General features: G+C 40.1%; 19 protein-coding genes. 13 read left to right on the top strand and 6 right to left on the bottom strand.

The annotated features are described in order from the left end of the window. Window positions 1-15 precede the first annotated feature (15 nt). From E2I05_RS18825 to E2I05_RS18785, 9 genes are all read left to right on the top strand, one after another. The gene (locus E2I05_RS18825) at window positions 16-1,095 is read left to right on the top strand and encodes a pilus assembly protein PilM (protein ID WP_121853845.1); all 1,080 of its coding nucleotides are present in this window, start codon (window positions 16-18) and stop codon (window positions 1,093-1,095) included. Then, on the top strand, window positions 1,083-1,664 hold the full coding sequence (locus E2I05_RS18820; protein WP_121853844.1) for a PilN domain-containing protein: 582 nt from the start codon (window positions 1,083-1,085) through the stop codon (window positions 1,662-1,664). Before E2I05_RS18825 ends, E2I05_RS18820 begins: the two co-directional genes overlap by 13 nt. Further along, window positions 1,661-2,275 (top strand): type IV pilus inner membrane component PilO, encoded by a 615-nt coding sequence (locus tag E2I05_RS18815; RefSeq protein WP_121853843.1) that lies wholly within the window; start codon window positions 1,661-1,663, stop codon window positions 2,273-2,275. Before E2I05_RS18820 ends, E2I05_RS18815 begins: the two co-directional genes overlap by 4 nt. Then, complete coding sequence (locus E2I05_RS18810) at window positions 2,275-2,790, top strand: pilus assembly protein PilP (protein WP_121853842.1); 516 nt, start codon at window positions 2,275-2,277, stop codon at window positions 2,788-2,790. Before E2I05_RS18815 ends, E2I05_RS18810 begins: the two co-directional genes overlap by 1 nt. Before the next feature lie 19 nt (window positions 2,791-2,809). Then, window positions 2,810-4,891, top strand: a complete 2,082-nt coding sequence (locus tag E2I05_RS18805; protein WP_121853841.1) for a type IV pilus secretin PilQ — start codon at window positions 2,810-2,812, stop codon at window positions 4,889-4,891. Window positions 4,892-5,131: 240 nt separating this feature from the next. Next, entirely contained in the window at window positions 5,132-5,647 is a 516-nt protein-coding gene (aroK, locus tag E2I05_RS18800; protein ID WP_121853840.1) for a shikimate kinase AroK, read from the top strand. 21 nt (window positions 5,648-5,668) lie between these two features. Continuing rightward, a complete protein-coding gene (aroB, locus tag E2I05_RS18795) occupies window positions 5,669-6,763 on the top strand; it encodes a 3-dehydroquinate synthase (RefSeq protein WP_121853839.1) in 1,095 nt (364 codons plus the stop codon). Window positions 6,764-7,102: 339 nt separating this feature from the next. Next, a complete protein-coding gene (locus E2I05_RS18790; protein WP_121853838.1) occupies window positions 7,103-8,554 on the top strand; it encodes an AAA family ATPase in 1,452 nt (483 codons plus the stop codon). Window positions 8,555-8,683: 129 nt separating this feature from the next. After that, entirely contained in the window at window positions 8,684-9,526 is an 843-nt protein-coding gene (locus E2I05_RS18785) for a Dam family site-specific DNA-(adenine-N6)-methyltransferase (protein ID WP_121853837.1), read from the top strand. A 354-nt stretch (window positions 9,527-9,880) separates the two neighbouring features. On the opposite strand, the gene E2I05_RS18780 is transcribed toward E2I05_RS18785, so the two are convergent. Together E2I05_RS18780 and E2I05_RS18775 are read right to left on the bottom strand one after the other, a co-directional pair. Continuing rightward, on the bottom strand, window positions 9,881-10,066 hold the full coding sequence (locus tag E2I05_RS18780; protein ID WP_121853836.1) for a DUF2970 domain-containing protein: 186 nt from the start codon (window positions 10,064-10,066) through the stop codon (window positions 9,881-9,883). Window positions 10,067-10,069: 3 nt separating this feature from the next. Continuing rightward, window positions 10,070-10,435 carry a hypothetical protein gene (locus E2I05_RS18775; RefSeq protein ID WP_121853835.1) on the bottom strand — a complete coding sequence of 122 codons (366 nt, stop codon included), beginning with the start codon at window positions 10,433-10,435 and terminating at the stop codon, window positions 10,070-10,072. A gap of 201 nt (window positions 10,436-10,636) precedes the next feature. Here E2I05_RS18775 and rpe point away from each other — a divergent pair, with 201 nt between their 5' ends. The 3 genes from rpe to trpS are packed head-to-tail and all read left to right on the top strand — an operon-like array spanning window position 10,637 to window position 13,044. Beyond that, window positions 10,637-11,311 (top strand): ribulose-phosphate 3-epimerase, encoded by a 675-nt coding sequence (rpe, locus tag E2I05_RS18770; protein ID WP_121853834.1) that lies wholly within the window; start codon window positions 10,637-10,639, stop codon window positions 11,309-11,311. Next, window positions 11,311-12,012 (top strand): phosphoglycolate phosphatase, encoded by a 702-nt coding sequence (locus E2I05_RS18765; protein WP_121853833.1) that lies wholly within the window; start codon window positions 11,311-11,313, stop codon window positions 12,010-12,012. Before rpe ends, E2I05_RS18765 begins: the two co-directional genes overlap by 1 nt. A 33-nt stretch (window positions 12,013-12,045) precedes the next feature. Then, complete coding sequence (gene trpS / locus E2I05_RS18760; protein ID WP_121853832.1) at window positions 12,046-13,044, top strand: tryptophan--tRNA ligase; 999 nt, start codon at window positions 12,046-12,048, stop codon at window positions 13,042-13,044. Between the two features lie 221 nt (window positions 13,045-13,265). Here trpS and E2I05_RS18755 read toward each other — a convergent pair whose 3' ends face one another. The 4 genes from E2I05_RS18755 to E2I05_RS18740 all read right to left on the bottom strand — a co-directional run bounded on the left by E2I05_RS18755 (window position 13,266) and on the right by E2I05_RS18740 (window position 16,682). Beyond that, entirely contained in the window at window positions 13,266-13,835 is a 570-nt protein-coding gene (locus E2I05_RS18755) for a BON domain-containing protein (RefSeq protein ID WP_121853831.1), read from the bottom strand. Further along, complete coding sequence (locus E2I05_RS18750) at window positions 13,835-14,425, bottom strand: phosphoheptose isomerase (protein WP_121853830.1); 591 nt, start codon at window positions 14,423-14,425, stop codon at window positions 13,835-13,837. The genes E2I05_RS18755 and E2I05_RS18750 overlap by 1 nt, the downstream gene beginning before the upstream one ends. 104 nt (window positions 14,426-14,529) lie before the next feature. Further along, window positions 14,530-14,856 carry a YraN family protein gene (locus tag E2I05_RS18745; protein ID WP_121853829.1) on the bottom strand — a complete coding sequence of 109 codons (327 nt, stop codon included), beginning with the start codon at window positions 14,854-14,856 and terminating at the stop codon, window positions 14,530-14,532. After that, the gene (locus E2I05_RS18740) at window positions 14,853-16,682 is read right to left on the bottom strand and encodes a penicillin-binding protein activator (protein WP_121853852.1); all 1,830 of its coding nucleotides are present in this window, start codon (window positions 16,680-16,682) and stop codon (window positions 14,853-14,855) included. Before E2I05_RS18740 ends, E2I05_RS18745 begins: the two co-directional genes overlap by 4 nt. Window positions 16,683-16,839: 157 nt before the next feature. Between E2I05_RS18740 and rsmI the strand changes: the two genes are divergently transcribed. After that, a complete protein-coding gene (gene rsmI / locus E2I05_RS18735; protein WP_121853828.1) occupies window positions 16,840-17,682 on the top strand; it encodes a 16S rRNA (cytidine(1402)-2'-O)-methyltransferase in 843 nt (280 codons plus the stop codon). Window positions 17,683-18,410: the final 728 nt, after the last annotated feature.

Raw genomic sequence — 18,410 nt, 5'->3', positions numbered from 1 at the left:
AAGTGATAACCAACTATGCTTGCAAACTTATGGACTCGTTTGGCTCCGCAGATGGTCGGGATCGATGTTGGTTCCCATGAAATAAAAGCTATTTTGCTGAGTAAAACAACGGATGGATACAAAATTAACAATTGTATTACTGTTCCAGTTAAAAAAGGATCAGTAATGGATCATGATATTCGTGATTCAGAAGCAGTTGTTGAATGTTTAGAACTCATCAAAAGGCGATTACCTAAAGGCGTTAAATATGCTGCTGCAGCTGTTTCTGGTTCAGCGGTGATGACGAAAGTCATTTATATGGATGCCTCATTAAATGACGAAGAGTTAGAAGCTGAAATCGATGTTGAAGCAGATCATTTAATCCCTTACTCACTCGATGAAGTGAGTATCGATTTTGAAGTGCTTGGCTCAAACCGCGCCGATCCAAGTAAAGTTGATGTACTACTGAGTGCATGCCGAACAGAAAATGTAGATGCTAAAGTTGATGCGTTAGATAGTGTCGATCTTGAAGCTAAAGTGATTGATGTTGAAGGTTTCGCACTAGGTCGTTCGTCAGAACTTATTGTGGATCAGTTACCCGATGGAGCCGCCAATAAAATTATTGCGATGGTCGATGTAGGTGCCAATATCACCACTTTTGCCGTTGTAGATAATGGTGACACCAGTTTTATTCGAGAGCAAACCTTTGGCGGTGAACAATTCACTCAATCCATTCAGTCTTTTTACGATATGTCATACGAGGATGCTGAGCTCGCGAAAACCACTGGTGAGCTGCCCCGTGATTATATGTTTGAAGTCCTGTCTCCTTTTCAAACTCAACTGCTGCAACAAATTAAACGGACACTGCAAATTTATTGCTCATCAAGTGGTAATGAAAAAGTGGACTACATCGTTTTGTCGGGTGGAACAGCAAAGCTAGAAGGCATGGCTAATCTTGCAACTAATGAACTTGGTATTCACACAATCATTGCAGATCCTTTTAAGGGGTGTTTAACCGCCGACGATAAAGATAAAGGAATTCTTCAACATAACATCAGCAAATATATGATGGCGTGTGGACTTGCACTAAGGAGCTATTCACCATGGCGAACGTAAACCTGTTGCCTTGGCGGGAAGAAGCTAGGGAAAAAAAGAAGCGTGATTACCTTGGAATATTAGCCTTAGTGTTTATTTTTTCAAGCCTTATGGTTTACTCAGTCATGGGATTCATTGGCATGATGAAAGATGAACAGCGTGACAGAAATACATATCTAAAGTCAGAAATTCAATTGCTTGAAACTCAAATTCAAGAAATTCGCGCGATCACCAAGCGACGAGAAAATATTGAACGTCGCACTGATATTATTTTAGATTTACAGCAAGCCAGAAATTTACCAACACGTGTTTTGGATGAACTTGTTCGCATCGTTCCCCCTGGAATTTATTTATCCAATATCGAGAAAAAAGGCAATTTACTCTGGATAGAGGGTCTAAGTGAGTCGAATAATCATGTCACCAATATGATGAGAAAAGTAGAAACCTCTAAATGGCTTGACAGTTATTCAATGAAAGAGATTGTTTTAAAAGAGACTGAAAATAGGCAATTACACAAATTCAGTACCAGCATAAGAATCGTGGATAAAGATCTTTCGATGTCGTTACCAGCTAAAGAGGTGGCGAAATGAAGTTTGATATAAGTCAGTTTAATGATGTTGATTTTGAAAATATTGGCGTTTGGCCTAATCAAGTAAAAGTGGTTTTTGCTGTGATAGTGTCATTAATTGTATTTGTGGCCAGTTACTTTTTGTTTATTTCTGACGAGATAGACAGTTTGGGTCGAATGCAAGACAAAGAGATTCAATTGCGCAAAGATTTTAAATTTAAATATCAAATGGCTGCTAATTTAAAATTGTACCGAGAGCAGTTGGCTCAGATGGAAGAACAATTTTCTGAATTGTTGAAAATGTTGCCGTCACAGAATGAAATGCCGGGCCTTGTCGATGATTTAACCTTTGTTGCAACAGACTCAGGATTAAAAATTAATAGCTTAAATTGGGATGATGAAATTCCAAAAGATTTCTATATTGAATTTCCAATTAACATGTCGGTCGTTGGTGACTATCATCAAATCGGTGACATGGTAGGGAGTGTGGCTAAATTACCCAGAATTGTGAGTCTTCATGACTTTACGATTCAAAGAGATAAATCCGGCAAATTGGCGATGGAAATTCTGGCAAAAACATATCGCTTCACAGAGCAGAATGAAGTCTCTCCGAAAAAGAAGGAGAATAAATAATGCGTATTCTTTTTCTGGGATTAATTATTTTTGTATTAGTGGGCTGTTCGAATGAACGCACCGATCTTGAGCTGTTTGTGACAACTACGAAAGCCCAACATGTTGCACATATTCCTACAGTAAAAAAGGCTCCACGGTTTGAACACTACCCATATCAAGCTGAGCTGTTGCGCAGCCCGTTTGTACCACCTTCAAGAGAGTTGACAGAAGAAGCGGTTGATTTGAGTAAAAATTGTTTACAACCGAATTTGAAACGCCGAAAAGGCCAATTAGAAACGTACGCGTTAGATAACTTAAAAATGCGTGGAACACTAAGTTCCAATGGAAAAGTTTGGGCATTAATTGAGGCAGGAGCTGATAGTGTTTATCAAGTAGGAGTGGGTGAGCATTTAGGCTTGTATCACGGGAAAATAGTGAACGTGACTAAACAACACGTGAACATCGTTGAATTAATTCCTGATGGTTCTGGATGCTGGACTGAAAGAGTCAGCACAATGGAATTAACAAGTAAGTAGAGAGCAAAGGATAAGAACAATGGAATTTTCTGCCATTAACAAAGCTTCATTGGTGACAACAAGGTTGTTGCATGCCAAGTGTTTGCGAACTAGATTTTTGCAATCCATTGTGGGGTTGCTATTTTTAATTGGCTTTGCTCCGCAAGCTTTTAGCGCTAACCGTTTAATCGATGTTAAATACCATGCTGTGATTGATCATCAACTTGAAATCGAATTCTTGTTTGAAAATGACATTGCGGTGCCTAGAGTTGATGTGAATACAGATCCTATTCAACTTGTGTTGCAGTTTGCTGATAGCGTTTCAGATTTAGAAAAAGATGAATTTTCAGTAAATAAAGTTGGCGTTGAAGGCTTAATCGTCGAGCAGCAGAGTTCGAGTCTGCAATTAACCATTAGTATGGACAAGGTTTTGCCCTATCAAGGCCGAACTATTGGAAATCGCTATCGTCTTACTATCAATGATGCAGTGAAACAAGAAACCCAGCAGCAAACACAAGTTTCTGTTAATAGCATTAAAGACATTGACTTCAAACGGGCTGAAAGTGGCGGCAGTGAATTACTGATTGAATTAAACAACAATACTGTCGCCGCTAATATTGAACAAGTGGGCGCTAAGCTCGAAATAAAACTCTTTAACACTGAAATCAATGATGATTTACTCTATATCGTTGACGTAAAAGACTTTGATACCCCTATCAATAGTTTTGAAACTTTTCGTGACGACTTAACCACAAGAATTTTAGTCGATGTAGAGGGCGATTATGATTACCACTATAATCAAGAAGGTAACACCCTCAAACTTAATGTAGATAAAAAACAAATTGTTTCTGTCGTCGAAGAAGAGAAAACTTATAAAGGCAAAACTTTTTCTCTCAATTTTCAAAATATATCCGTGCGCAGAGCATTGCAAATCATTGCAAACTTTAATAATTTTAACTTGATTACCAGTGATACTGTTGAAGGTGATATTACTTTGCGCTTGGATGATGTACCGTGGGATCAAGCTTTAGAGAAAATATTGCAAATTAAAGGGCTTGGCAAGCGCTTGGATGGCAATATATTAATGATTGCACCAGCTGAAGAACTTGCAATCCGTGAAAGCCAACAACTTAAAAGCAAACAAGAAGTTGAAGAGTTAATACCAACTTATACCGAGTACATTCAAATTAATTACGCGAAAGCGGCTTCAATAGCTGAATTACTTAAGAATGAAGACTCCACTTTGCTCACCAAGCGTGGTTCCGTCGCCATTGATGCCCGTACTAATATGTTACTGCTTAAAGATACGGCTGAATCGATAGAAAATATTCATCGGCTTGTCAAAGTATTGGACGTGCCAATTCGACAGGTATTGATTGAAGCGCGAGTCGTTACGGTGCGAGATAACATTGCAGAAGATATAGGTATTCGTTGGGGATTTAGTGATCAACAGGGCGATGATGGTACTTCAGGTACGCTAATCGGTGCTAACGACATTGCAAATGGTATCACTCCCAATTTAGACGATCGCTTAAATGTTAATTTACCCGCTCGTAACAATAATGCTGCGAGTATTGCTTTTCATGTGGCAAAGTTGGCCGACGGCACCTTGTTAGATTTGGAACTAAGTGCCTTAGAGCAAGAAGATAAAGCAGAAGTAGTAGCCAGCCCGAGACTTAGAGCTTCAAATCAGCAAAAATCTTACATTGAGCAAGGGGTTGAAATTCCTTTTGTTCAATCAACTTCGAGTGGCGCTACATCGGTCACCTTTAAAAAAGCGGTACTTTTGCTTGAGGTTACACCGCAAATCACTCCTGATAATCGAATTATTTTAGATTTAAATATCACTCAAGACTCAAAAGGTGAAACCGTCGCAACAGCCGTTGGTAATGCCGTATCTATTGATACGCAGAGAATTGGTACACAGGCCTTAGTCAAAAATGGGCAAACGATTGTCCTTGGCGGGATTTACCAGCAACAAATTGTCAATAATGTTAATAAAGTACCTGTATTGGGCGACATTCCTTACTTAGGATACCTGTTTAGAAATACTCAAAAAAGAAATGAGCGAAGAGAATTGCTTATTTTTGTGACACCAAAAATCATCGACATGAAACTATAAAATCTTTTAATTAACATTGACTAAGCCAGAGTGTCAGCTCTGGCTTAGTCATTTCTATGACCCATTGAACAGCACATAACTTGGATAAATCGTGCATATTTCGTGTTCTTGACTTGCCATTGATGGGTATAAACTGAGATAATCTGTGGTCAAGTCTCATATAGAGCAAGGTAACATTTAGGTCGGTTTAAACATAAATCGATATGGGCATACACTTCATAAGATTCAGACGTATCAACCATGGCTGAAAAACGCAATATTTTTCTGATAGGCCCAATGGGCGCAGGTAAAAGCACTATAGGTCGCCATTTGGCGCAGATGCTTCATTTAGATTTTCACGATTCTGACCAAGAAATAGAACACCGTACAGGTGCTGATATTGCTTGGGTCTTTGACGTTGAGGGCGAAGAAGGTTTCCGTCGGCGCGAAACCAATGTGATTTCAGAGTTATCTGAAAAGCAAGGTATTGTGCTAGCAACAGGTGGTGGATCGATTGAGAGTAAAGAGACTCGCAACCATTTGTCAGCACGTGGATTTGTTGTTTATTTAGAAACAACAATCGACAAGCAAGTTGCACGCACACAGCGCGATAAACGTCGTCCACTTTTACAAGTTGATGATCCTCGCGAAGTATTAGAAGCATTAGCCACGACACGTAATCCGCTTTACGAAGAAATTGCCGATGTGGTTGTCAAAACTGACGATCAAAGTGCTAAAGCTGTTGCAAATCAAATTATCGAAAAACTAGGTTTCTAAAAACCTTAGGTAAATTTAAGCATGCAAACTGTTCCGGTCAATTTAGGTAAAAGAAGTTATTCAATCTATATTGGCCAGAATTTGCTGTGTCTGAACTTGCCAACCAATAGCGAGCTTTTGTCTCGCTATTTTCATAATAAGCGTGTGTTAGTCGTTACAAACGATACTATCGAGACATTGTATCTTTCGTCATTCCTGTCAAAAATATCCAAAGCTGCTGAAATTGCAAATATAGATTCTGTAGTGCTGCCGGATGGTGAGCAATATAAAACCCTTGAATATCTGGATAAGATTTTTAACAAATTATTGTTAGAAAACTATGCGAGAGATTGTTTGTTAGTGGCTTTAGGCGGCGGTGTTATTGGTGATATGACAGGCTTTGCGGCGGCATGCTATCAGCGTGGCGTTGATTTTGTGCAAGTGCCAACAACTTTACTCGCACAGGTCGACTCATCGGTAGGGGGCAAAACGGCCGTTAATCATCCCCTAGGTAAAAATATGATTGGGGCTTTTCATCAGCCCAATTCAGTCCTGATTGATACGCAACTTTTGACGACCTTGCCTGAACGAGAATTCAACGCAGGTATGGCTGAAGTCATCAAGTACGGCATCATGTGGGATGAAACCTTTTTTAACTGGCTTGAAAATAATGCAAATCAATTAAAAGCACAGGAAGCATCTTCGTTGGTTTATGCCATTTCACGTTGCTGTGAAATAAAAGCCGACGTGGTTTCTGAAGATGAAACTGAGCGTGGTTGTCGAGCTTTGTTGAACCTTGGGCACACCTTTGGTCATGCTATTGAAACTCACATGGGTTATGGCAATTGGTTGCATGGTGAAGCAGTGGCAACAGGGATGGTACTGGCGGCAAAAACAGCTAATGAACTCGGTTGGATTTCACAAAACTGCGTTAAGAGAGTTATTCAGCTTCTTAATCGCTTTGATTTACCAATCGCCGCTCCAGAAGCAATGAATCCAGCAGACTTTATCCAACATATGCAGCGGGATAAAAAAGTACTTGAGGGCAAAATTCGTTTGGTTTTGCCCACAAAAATCGGTGCAGCAGTGGTTACTTCTGACGTCGATAATAAAATCTTAATTGATGTACTAAGTTAACTTAAATAAATCGGTTGGGAGCGTTCATCTTACGCATAAAGAATTACTGATAGCAAGGCATGAATAGCAGCAAGTAGTGGTTACCGGCATACAAAACTGTCGTTAATTCGTTTCTACTTGCAAAATTTATAACGCAGCTAGCGGTGATTTTGGCAAGTATATGAATGTTAGCACTCACCTGATGGGTGAATTCGGGTTGTTTAATTATATTTAACTTCAATAGATTAAAGTTAAATTGTGCGTTCAACCGATTTATTTAGGGTTAAGGAAAACATCCTAATTTTATACTCGTAATTGCACCAATTTTAGCTTCTGCGTGTAAAACGATTTAGGGACTTTATGGACGATTCAATTTTGTTGCCTTCACAACTTGATTTGCTGGAACGGCTGCAGCATAACTTCTATTATAGTCAGCAATTGCAAGTGCTTACTGGCCACTCAAAATCGGGAAAAACTCGGTTATTGACTCAATTAGCCTCAAACATCGAAGATTACGATTTCGCCTTCATTGCTTGTCCCAAACATAGTGAAGATGTTGAAATTCGGCGGAAAATATGGGTTCAACTCTGTACCACGCCGATCTTTGATGATGAAGCCGCGTTAACTGATACTTTGATTAATATAGAAAACGACTTTGCACGGCCGATTATAATCATACTGGACGACGCTCATCGTCTTTCACATCAAATTTGGGCTGAACTCTTGGCTTTGAGTCAAATGCAGGTAGACAACCGCCCCGTAGCCGTTGTCGCCAGTTCAGATAATGAGTTTTTCGATGATTTTATTGAATTACTGCCTAAGTCTCATCAAGGCCATTTGCAGTCTCTGGCAATTGAGTCATTGTCGGTACAAGAGCAAGATGCGCTGTACTTATCTTTATTGGCGAACGCCAACCAACAGAGTTTTTCAGAACGGAAACTGGAGAAACCAGACTTTACCGAAGGGGAGAGATATGTCGGTGATATTACCGAGCTATTTTTAGATGAAGCAACAACACCTAATAGCAAACGTAACAAGAACAAACTTTGGCTATTATGGTCGGGTTTAACAGTAATGACTTTAGTTGCATTGGTATTATTAAATTGGCAATTTGGTTGGCTAGAAATACCAAAAGCTAATGAGCAACCAAAAGCAATTAAATCTTCAAAAAGCGAAATCTTTGTCGGTGCTATTACAGCTTTGCAACCAGTAAAAACAGAAGGTATTAATAATATTTCTACACGATTTGTATCGCCTGTAGTAAGTGATATTGATAACGACACAAAACAAAAAGAGCCAAAGGTATCTTCAGAAGCACTCGAAGCCGTTAACACATTGAGCGATTCAGAAGCTGAACCTACAATGGCTTTAGCTCTGATAGAACGGCCGAGTCATGACGCTGAAAGCCTCTCTGAGTTACCTTTGCAAACAACAGCGCCTTTTGAGCCAAATTCTGAGACACGAAATAGGGCAAAGCCAATTGATACTGCTGAACAAAACGATAGTAGTAACGAACAGAAAACTAGTTTTACTGCGATTATTGAGCATCCTGAGGGGTTTACTTTGCAGATTGCGTCAGTATCCAAGCAGCGTTCTCTGACTAATATTCTTAATCAACTTAAGCCTTATTCGGCAGTGAAAGTTGCTCGTTTTAACAAACATTGGGTAGTAGTTGTTGGTGATTTTTCCGATAGAAAAACGGCACGACAATTTGAGAAAAAATTGAGTGAAGAAACATCACTTCCTAAACCTTGGCTGAGGAAATGGAAAGCGCTTAAACAGTTTGAATTTCAATCGACTAGCGTTCAATGATAATGAAAAACGTCTTAACGGGGATTTCACACTGATAAACCGTAGAGAAAATCATTAACACAGATGACATGAGAGTCATATTCATCGTACAATCGTCATCTTTGTTTTGTTCGGCACATAACCCATTCCATGAATAAAAAAAATAGAGCCTTTCTTAAATGGGCTGGCGGTAAATTCAAACTTGTTGATACATTAAAGGAGTTTTTGCCAGAAGGTGAAAGACTGATTGAACCTTTTGTGGGTGCCGGAAGTGTATTTCTCAATACCGATTACGAAGAGTATTTGCTCTGTGATATTAATCAAGATCTCATTAATCTTTATAATGTCGTCAAAAAACAACCTGACTTTTACATTAAAGAAGCTAGTAAGTTGTTTGTCGAATCAATGAATGAAAAACAAGCGTATTACGCGATTCGAGAAAAATTTAATCAAACTGATGATGCTTTTGAGCGAAGCCTGTACTTTTTATATCTAAATCGTTATGGTTTTAATGGTTTGTGTCGTTACAACCGTAAAGGTGGCTTTAATGTTCCTTTTGGTTCTTTTAAGAAGCCTTACTTCCCTGAAAAAGAACTGCAATTTTTTGCAGAAAAAGCCCAAAAAGCAGAATTTAGATGTATCGGTTATGAACAGGCATTTGAACTGGCAACTTCAGGGGATGTGATTTATTGCGATCCTCCTTATGCACCGCTTTCAACAACGGCCAGCTTTACTACTTATGTTGGAGCAGGGTTCTCGCTTGATGATCAGGCGATTTTAGCGCGGCTTTCTCGTCATATGGCGATGGAAAAAGAGGTTCATGTCGTGGTAAGTAATCATGATATTCCGTTAACTCGAGAGTTATATCATGGGGCAAGGCTTCGTCAGATCCAAGTGCAAAGAAGCATCAGTCAAAAAGGCAGTTCAAGAAAAAAAGTGAACGAATTAATTGCCTTGTATGATGGTAAGTACCACAAAAGCGATTTAACTTAATATAGTAATAAGTCGCTAGTTAATTTAAATCTAGAAAAATCAGTTGGTGGCACTCTTAAACGCAGAGAAAATTTTCGATAGCAAGGCGTGACTTGAACCTAATTAAATCGGTAGGGAGCGTTCATATACGCAGAAAAAATTACTGATAGAAAGGCATGAATAGCAGCAAGTTGTGGTTACCGACATCCAAAACTGTCGTTACTTTGTTTCTACTTGCAAAATTTATAACGCAGCAAGCGGTCATTTTAGCCAGTTTACGAACGTCAAGCATTCACTCAATGGATGAATACACTTTGTGGCTTTTATGGTTGAACTTGGTTAGTTATCTTACTTCTATGCGTTCAACTGATTTTTCTAGGTTAAAACAAGATTAACGATCATAATCAGACCGCCAACAAGCATAATGGCCATAACTATGCCCATGATAATAAAAGATATTGGAGAGTGAGTGGTAAAATCTCGCTGGCGGTTGTTTTCGGTTTGAACACCAAAAAATGCCGCGAAAGTACTAGAAAACACTTGCCACAGTTTCGTTATCATCAATTATCTCGCTGGTAAGTTGTCATTGTCAGAATCAATGTGTTGGTTTTTACTTCGATTTAATAATTCGACTAAATCTAAAAAATGAAATTGATTAGAACCTTGACCAGCGAACCAAGCTCCCCAATTTAATTGTTTTGTTTGGTTAGCGCATCGATTGGTAGGGTGATTAGCAGGAAGCATCGCATTATAGGCGATCCCAGATTCACACATACAAGCGGCGGTCTCAGATGAGTTAAATAATGTTTGAGAACCAAATAGACCTAAATATGCCGTGCAGGCGATAACACTGAAGCTCAACATCCGTTTGCGAGTACCAAACTTTTGAAAGCTCAACAAGGCTAGAAACTTTCTCGTATAAGTATACATGTTATCCCTTCCGTATCTTTTCATAAGATGTAATCGTAAGTGCATTGTTGCTTTTCCAATGGCCGATTATAACAAGATAGTTCTATTTTTAAACAGTTTATTTACTCTAATTCTTTTTTCTAAATTTTTGAGAACTGAATACTAGAGACTAACGGTCAGCCAGAGTAATATAACCACAATTATCATTGTCATGAGTCTGCTATGCGTCCATTTTTGATTGCTCCATCAATTTTATCTGCTGATTTTGCTCGCCTGGGTGAGGAAGTGGATAATGTATTAGCCGCTGGTGCGGATGTCGTCCACTTCGATGTTATGGATAATCATTATGTACCGAACTTAACGATTGGCCCGTTAGTTTGTAAAGCATTACGTGATCATGGCGTAACTGCTGATATTGATGTGCACTTGATGGTGAAGCCAGTCGATCGGATTATTCCTGATTTTATCGATGCGGGCGCTTCGATAATTACTTTTCACCCTGAGGCTTCTGAGCATATTGACCGTACTTTACAACTGATTAAGTCTTCCGGTTGTAAAGCTGGGGTAGTGCTTAATCCAGCAACGTCATTACATTATTTAGATCATGTGATGGATAAATTAGATGCCATATTGTTGATGTCTGTGAATCCAGGCTTTGGTGGACAATCTTTCATTCCAGAAACCTTGAATAAACTGCGTGAAGTTCGCCGTCGTATTGATGAGAGTGGTTATGACATTCGTCTTGAAGTAGATGGTGGAGTGAAAGTGGATAATATTGCAGAAATTGCAGCGGCTGGTGCAGACATGTTTGTCGCTGGCTCTGCTATTTTCGGCAAGCCTGATTATAAGCAGGTGATTGATGAAATGCGTGTTGAATTGGCTAAAGTCGATTCATAATGGTGGATATTAAATTCAAAGCCATTGCGTTTGATTTAGATGGCACGCTGGTTGACAGTGTGCCGGATTTGGCAGTCGCTGCGCAGTTGATGTTAAATGAATTAACCTTACCAAGTTGTAGTGAACTTGAGGTTCGTAGTTGGGTGGGTAATGGCGCTGAAGTGCTTGTTCGACGAGCACTAGCACACGCACATAAGCAGATCCCGACTTCATCGCAAGTTGAACAAGCCTTAGTGGTTTTTTTGAAACATTATCATCAACAACTTAATCAACACAGTTGTTTATATGACGGTGTGAAAGAAACTTTGCTTCAGCTCATAGAGCAAGGTTATCAACTCGCGGTTGTGACCAATAAGCCTATCCAATTTGTAGCGCCAATATTAAAAGCCTTTGAAATTGATCACTGTTTTTCACTGATTTTAGGTGGTGATAGTCTTGAGGCTAAAAAGCCTGATCCTATGCCACTGAATTATATTATTAGTGAATGGGCATTAAAAAAAGATCAACTTTTAATGGTGGGTGACTCTAAAAACGATATTTTAGCCGCTAAATCCGCAGGAATTGCTTCAATAGGCTTGACCTATGGCTATAACTACGGAGAAGATATTGGGCTCAGCGGTTCTGATGCCGTGTTTGATGATTTTAGCGATATCTTATCTTGGGTATTGACTCATTTTAAACTGCGCAAATTATCTGAATAATAATTAATGTAAAATAAAGGAGCAATAAAGCAGATGACTAAGCCCATCGTACTTAGCGGCGCACAACCATCCGGTGAACTCACCATAGGCAATTACATGGGTGCGTTACGCCAGTGGGTGTCAATGCAAGACAGTCATGATTGCCTTTATTGTGTTGTCGATTTGCATGCCATTACGGTTAGACAAGATCCTCAGGAATTAAGAACAGCTTGTTTAGATACACTCGCGTTATATCTTGCATGTGGTGTTGATCCTAAAAAGAGCACTGTATTTATTCAGTCTCAGGTACCGCAACATACTCAGCTGGGTTGGGCCTTAAATTGTTATACCCAAATGGGTGAGCTGAATCGAATGACTCAGTTTAAAGACAAATCCCAGAAGCACTCAAATAACATTAACGTGGGCTTGTATGGCTATCCAGTGTTGATGGCTGCCGACATATTGTTATACCAAGCCAATGAAATTCCTGTTGGGCAAGATCAAAAACAGCATCTTGAGCTGACACGTGATATTGCTACGCGTTTTAATAATGTTTATGGAGACACTTTTACGATTCCTGAGCCCTTTATTCCCAAGCAAGGGGCAAAAGTGATGTCGTTGCAAGATGCCGCTAAGAAGATGTCTAAGTCTGATGAAAATCGCAATAATGTTATCGGCTTACTTGAAGATCCAAAAGCGATATTGAAAAAAGTGAAAAAAGCGGTGACTGATTCAGAAGAGCCACCAAGAGTCGCGTTTGATGTTGATAATAAACCGGGTGTTTCGAATTTATTGAGCCTTATGTCAGGCGCTTCAGGGCGGAGCATTGCTGATATCGAAAAAGAGTTCGAAGGAAAAATGTACGGTCACCTTAAAGTAGCAACGGGTGAAGCTGTGGTTGCCATGCTTGAGCCGTTACAACAACGCTATAAAGAGTTCAGAGCGGATCAGAGTTATTTAGATACCGTTATGCGTGAAGGCGCGGAAAAAGCACAAGCGCGTGCTGAAGTAACAATTAAAAACGTTTATGAAAAGATAGGCTTGTTAGTGTAATTGGTATAACCTGAACTCTGGATAAGCAAACCTCTACAGCACAGCTATTTTCGCCTAGTAAGAAACTAGCCGCACTGTAGGTTGAATTTAAACTTATTGTTTATAAAATATTGAATTATAGGTTTTATTATCCCAGGTTTAGGTTAACTGACCTGTCTAAAGGGAAAATCCAGCACAATTAGCTGCTAGATTCTTTTTGACGTTTTAAAGCGGAATACTGACTATTTTTTAGGGCTTTCAAACACTTTAATGACCCTTTTTACACCAGTAGTAAAACGAGCAATATCGGCCGCAATGTCAGCTTGGTTCTTATCAATTATACCCAACAAAAATACTTCACTGTTTTCTGTGACGACTTTTATACGCGTAATGTCGAGTCCATCGGTATTCAGCATTCGACCTTTAACTTTCGTTGTGATCCAAGTGTCGTTACTTCGTGTGCCAAAGTTGGTTGGTGAGCCGATACGGATTTGATCGTAGATTTTGTCTGATAATTTTAATTCGTTAATGATTTGAATGACTTTAACTTTAAGTCTCTCATTGGGTGCCTGTCCAATCACCAACACTTTGCGGTTAACCGTAATGGCGCGAATATGAGTGTGATTTTTAATGTCTTCATGTTTCGCGAGTGCCGCGCTGATGGTAAAGTCAGCGTCTGTATCGCCTAACTGCGTTTTAAGAGGCCGCTCATCGTTGAGCATGACAGCACCACCAACAACACCAGCAACAATCAAGCCCGCGCATCCCTGAAGTAACATTAAGCTTAATAAGATTGCCGTTAATCGGATCATTATTGTTCATCCTGTGGGAATAATGTTTTATCAATGTTATCGCACAAACAGTGAATTACCAGTAAGTGAACTTCTTGAATGCGAGCTGTGATGTTAGATGGTACACGCACTTCAACATCGTTTGGTCCCATCAAGCCTGCCATGGCTCCGCCATCTTTGCCTGTCATTGCCACTATGGTCATGTCACGGCTTAATGCAGCTTCCATAGCTTTAATTACGTTACCCGAGTTTCCACTGGTTGATATGGCAAGAAGAATGTCACCAGGTTGACCTAAGGCTAAAATTTGTTTGGAAAACACTTCATCGTAGCTGTAATCATTTGCGATAGCGGTCAAAGTTGATGAGTCAGTGGTGAGGGCAATGGCTGGTAAAGGAGGGCGCTCAATTTCGTATCGGTTTAATAACTCGGCTGAAAAATGTTGCGCATCACCTGCACTACCACCATTACCACAAGCGAGGATTTTATTTCCATTTAGTAAGCAGTTCACCATCATTTGAGCCGCCTGTTCGATTGATTCCGGTAAGGCTTCTGCAGCATCAATTTTAGTTTGAATTGACTCGGTAAAACTGTCTTTAATACGGTCTAACATGGATATATCCTATTAAATTAATTTAGTTGTTCAATATCGTTGAAAATAGTAGATTTCGATGACATTAAACCTATATTGCCATAATCTGTTCTTAGCCCAAAGTGCTAAAATGCGGCTTTGAGCCATTGAATTTCATCATTGTCGATGGCTATTACATCGAAACGACATGGGGCATCAATTTTTTGTTGTTGTAAATAGTGATCGGCAGCAAGACGGATACGAGCCATTTGCTTTGTAGATACTGCGCTGATGGCGCCACCAAAACGGGCGTTACTGCGAAATTTAACTTCGACAAATACCCAGTATTGATCATCCCTCATGATCAAATCCAGCTCACCAAAACGATATCGTACGTTACTCGCTTTAAATATAAGACCATGTTGCTCTAAATAGGTTCTTGCCTTCTTTTCGCCTTGCGATCCAATATTCATAATGAGGTTAAATATCCTCGACGGTATTGTCCCCACTGTAATTGACGATAAATAACACCGTCAGCTTGAATCGATAAACTACCGCTATGCCCTTTAAGATGATAACCAGGGAAGGCTCGCATTTGAGCCAGCTTATTGATCAAAGAAAACGCATCGAATCCCATGGCATATAAACGTTGCTGGCTGTTTGTCCAGTTGGGCCATAAAGTATTAATAACTCGATTTTCAGGGGTGTTTTGCATGAGCCAAGGGGCATCACTTAAAGTGATGCCATTAAACTCTGTTGCCGCACGTCGTTGACCACCGTTTGGACGGCTTCTACTGGTTGAGTATAACGGAACTGGTTGAGCAAACACGCTGAAATTCACATCAATAAATGGCTTAAGTAATGACAAGTCTTGTGAGCTTGAAATCATATAAATGGCATCGATATCTCGGCGTGAACGGAAATCGGCTTTGATTTTATTGCCAAACATGGCCTTCATTTGCTTGATTCTGGCTTGGCTAGCTTTCACGCCCATCGCTTCTTGTACCGTGAGCTTCATTTTATCGCCAGCATCATAAAAGTGCACATCGGCTGGATTGCCTGTAAGTTGTTGCCATTGCGCTTTGTAAGCAGTGGCCATTCTATGCCCAAACCCATCGTTACTGGCGAAAATTAAAGGACTTGTAATCCCATCTTTGTGCATATGCATCGCTGAATCCACTGCTTCTTGCTGTGGTGAGAGTGAGAAATAGTATTGATCTGCATCAGCGGTAAAGCCCTCATATTGATTTAAAAACAGCTGAGGAATTGTGTTTGGTTGTGATTGCTGAGCTTGGAGCTGCTTTAATTTAGTGACATTCATTGGCAATACTGGGCCAATAATAAAGTCAGCATTTTCAGAAAGAGCTTGTTGATAAGCAGCTTCGACACCCAAACTCGTATCATAGAAATTAAGCGAAACTTGCGGTATGTTCATTTCTAGATAACTACTTAAAATACCGGAACGGATTGGGTCGGTTAGCGTTGCCCTTGTGCCGCTCAACGGGAGTAAAACCGCAATCTGTTTCGGCTGATAAGGTTCCGTGTTTAAAGCTTTTTCTAAATCAGAAGGTAGTTTTCTCGCCGCAGGGTGCGCCTGATGTTGCTTTTGCCAACGGCTTAAATAGCTCACTAATTGCAAAGGATCGGCACCATAATGTTTAGCTATATAACCAAGTTGTAACCAACCAGAAAATAGAGGCTCTGTGGTCTGTTGCGAAAGCTTAGCAAGTTGTTCTTGCTTCAAAGGCTGTAAGCCATGCCAAATACGATCATTGATCGCTTGAGCGTCTGCTCTGGAATAATATTTACTGAGCAAGCTTAATTCAGCTAGTTGTTTGATTGGTTGTAGCGTTTGTTGATAAAGCGATGATTTTTGTTGATGATAAGTGATCCACTGCCAGCTGGGTAACCGCCATTGACTTGGGTAATTTAGTTCATTAAGTGCATCATTTAATTGTCGGCGTTTAATAAATACTTGAGCCGATAAAAGCTTATGCTCGGCCAACAATTCAGGTTGAGGCGTCAGTTTGACTTTAAGTGATTTTAATAATCTATCTGCAGAATCTATACGTTGTTGATTCAATTCAGCGTGAGCTGCTAAAAGAGTCAATTTATCTCGTTGAATATTATTTTGTGCGTAAGCCGCTTGAGATAAATATTGCTCAGCCGTTTTAGATACTTCCCTTAATGAGATATCCACGACTGGCTGATTTATTGGCGCAGTGGATTTACATGCTGACAAAGTCAAACTCAGCAGGATTAGCGTAATAAACTTGTTTAACGTTTGGCTTTTCAACACAGATTCACTCTCTGGTGTGATAGTATTCGGGCTCTGAATTTTCATTGTTACTGAGACTGACTAATGTGGCACTTTCGTCACAGTAACGTTGATTTTGAATATAGTTTAACCTGCTCTTATCCATGACGAAAGTCCAGAGTGTGTTAATGAGGATATTATGGATCAAGTTGTTGCACTTTATATCGTTCCCACCCCAATTGGTAACTTGGGAGACATCAGCTCTCGCGCGATTGAAATACTCAATCAAGTAAATTTAATTGCCTGCGAAGATACGCGTCACAGCGGTCGGTTATTGAGTCATTTAGGCATTAAAACTCGTACTACAGCGGTGCATGATCATAATGAACGTGAGAAAGCCTCTTGGATAGTCGAACAACTTAATGCTGGTGGTTCAGTCGCATTGATTTCTGATGCGGGGACGCCTTTGATCTCCGATCCTGGTTACCATTTAGTGAATTTTGTACGCGAAGCAGGCTTTGCCGTTATTCCTTTACCGGGAGCTTGTGCTGCGATTACCGCACTCAGCGCTTCGGGTTTGCCGTCAGATCGTTTTTCATTTGAAGGTTTTTTACCAGCAAAAGAAAAAGGCCGTGCCGATAAGTTAAAAGCGTTGAGAGAAGATACACGAACGTTAATTTTTTATGAATCACCACACCGCATCTTACCAAGTTTACAGTCTATTCAGACTCATTTGGGCGGTGCTAGAAAAATGGTAATGGCTCGTGAATTAACCAAAACATTTGAAACTTTTTTATCGGGTTCGGTTACGGAGGTTTTGCAGCAAGTTGAGTCTGATCCGAATCAGCAACGCGGCGAAATGGTACTGATGACCCATGGAGCAGAAGTCGTTGAGCAAGAAGCCTTACCCGCAGAGTCTATTGAGACCCTTAAAATTCTTTGCTCAGAGTTGCCTTTGAAAAAAGCGGCAGCACTCACTGCCCAAATACATGGTTTAAAGAAAAATGCCTTGTATAAACATGGGCTTGAAATCGGTCTGTAATCTTTATCCTAAAAATATCAGTTGAACGCTGAGTATATGAGTTACTGTTTGAGCAATACGATGATTCTATTATCATGGTTTGCACCCAATGAGTGAAGTGCTCTACGCTTACAAGCTTGCTAAAATGGCTGCTATCTGCGTTGCAACTTTCGCAAGTAGAATAACTATTTGCTGCAAGCTACGCCTTATTATCAACCATTTCCTCTACGCTTGAGAACGCAGTCAACTGATGTTTCTAGGGAGCGCCACGAAGCGCTTTATTCTGTTGCGGGATTTGTCTCAACGTATACGCAGCCAAGCGATTACATGGCCATAAACCAGAGACAGCAACGTTATTATTTATAATAAGTCCATCAGGTTGAAACGTACCTGACGGGATAATTACCAGTTCATCCCGAAATCTGACGGGCATGCATAATGGGTAACCGCTATGACATGAAGCCCTGTGACAAAGGCCTTGAATAAAGGTTGAGATGCAATGTAGGCCGCAGCATCAAGCGAATTCAGTTAAGCGTCGTAAATCAAAAAATGAAGATGGGGAGTCTTTCCTAGTTGACGAACCCTGACACAAACAGAGAAGCAACTGGTAAATGCATCTGTTTGATCTTCCGGCGTAATATGAAGTGGCATGTATTGAAGGAAATAAAGTGAACGTGGGAGAGCCTGAGTGTTGGAAGGTAGTGACTTCCACTATCCGAATATAAGGTAAACCGAAATTTCAGATAGGG

Source organism: Parashewanella spongiae (genome assembly GCF_004358345.1).
Taxonomy (GTDB): domain Bacteria; phylum Pseudomonadota; class Gammaproteobacteria; order Enterobacterales; family Shewanellaceae; genus Parashewanella; species Parashewanella spongiae.
This window is presented reverse-complemented; position numbering and strand designations above follow the sequence as displayed.

Excerpts from the sequence above, each read along its gene's own strand:
- E2I05_RS18825 (WP_121853845.1), top strand. The coding sequence starts at position 16 with ATGCTTGCAAACTTATGGACTCGTTTGGCTCCGCAGATGGTCGGGATC.
- E2I05_RS18820 (WP_121853844.1), top strand. The coding sequence starts at position 1,083 with ATGGCGAACGTAAACCTGTTGCCTTGGCGGGAAGAAGCTAGGGAAAAA.
- E2I05_RS18815 (WP_121853843.1), top strand. The coding sequence starts at position 1,661 with ATGAAGTTTGATATAAGTCAGTTTAATGATGTTGATTTTGAAAATATT.
- E2I05_RS18810 (WP_121853842.1), top strand. The coding sequence starts at position 2,275 with ATGCGTATTCTTTTTCTGGGATTAATTATTTTTGTATTAGTGGGCTGT.
- E2I05_RS18805 (WP_121853841.1), top strand. The coding sequence starts at position 2,810 with ATGGAATTTTCTGCCATTAACAAAGCTTCATTGGTGACAACAAGGTTG.
- aroK (WP_121853840.1), top strand. The coding sequence starts at position 5,132 with ATGGCTGAAAAACGCAATATTTTTCTGATAGGCCCAATGGGCGCAGGT.
- aroB (WP_121853839.1), top strand. The coding sequence starts at position 5,669 with ATGCAAACTGTTCCGGTCAATTTAGGTAAAAGAAGTTATTCAATCTAT.
- E2I05_RS18790 (WP_121853838.1), top strand. The coding sequence starts at position 7,103 with ATGGACGATTCAATTTTGTTGCCTTCACAACTTGATTTGCTGGAACGG.
- E2I05_RS18785 (WP_121853837.1), top strand. The coding sequence starts at position 8,684 with ATGAATAAAAAAAATAGAGCCTTTCTTAAATGGGCTGGCGGTAAATTC.
- E2I05_RS18780 (WP_121853836.1), bottom strand. The coding sequence starts at position 10,066 with ATGATAACGAAACTGTGGCAAGTGTTTTCTAGTACTTTCGCGGCATTT.
- E2I05_RS18775 (WP_121853835.1), bottom strand. The coding sequence starts at position 10,435 with ATGTATACTTATACGAGAAAGTTTCTAGCCTTGTTGAGCTTTCAAAAG.
- rpe (WP_121853834.1), top strand. The coding sequence starts at position 10,637 with ATGCGTCCATTTTTGATTGCTCCATCAATTTTATCTGCTGATTTTGCT.
- E2I05_RS18765 (WP_121853833.1), top strand. The coding sequence starts at position 11,311 with ATGGTGGATATTAAATTCAAAGCCATTGCGTTTGATTTAGATGGCACG.
- trpS (WP_121853832.1), top strand. The coding sequence starts at position 12,046 with ATGACTAAGCCCATCGTACTTAGCGGCGCACAACCATCCGGTGAACTC.
- E2I05_RS18755 (WP_121853831.1), bottom strand. The coding sequence starts at position 13,835 with ATGATCCGATTAACGGCAATCTTATTAAGCTTAATGTTACTTCAGGGA.
- E2I05_RS18750 (WP_121853830.1), bottom strand. The coding sequence starts at position 14,425 with ATGTTAGACCGTATTAAAGACAGTTTTACCGAGTCAATTCAAACTAAA.
- E2I05_RS18745 (WP_121853829.1), bottom strand. The coding sequence starts at position 14,856 with ATGAATATTGGATCGCAAGGCGAAAAGAAGGCAAGAACCTATTTAGAG.
- rsmI (WP_121853828.1), top strand. The coding sequence starts at position 16,840 with ATGGATCAAGTTGTTGCACTTTATATCGTTCCCACCCCAATTGGTAAC.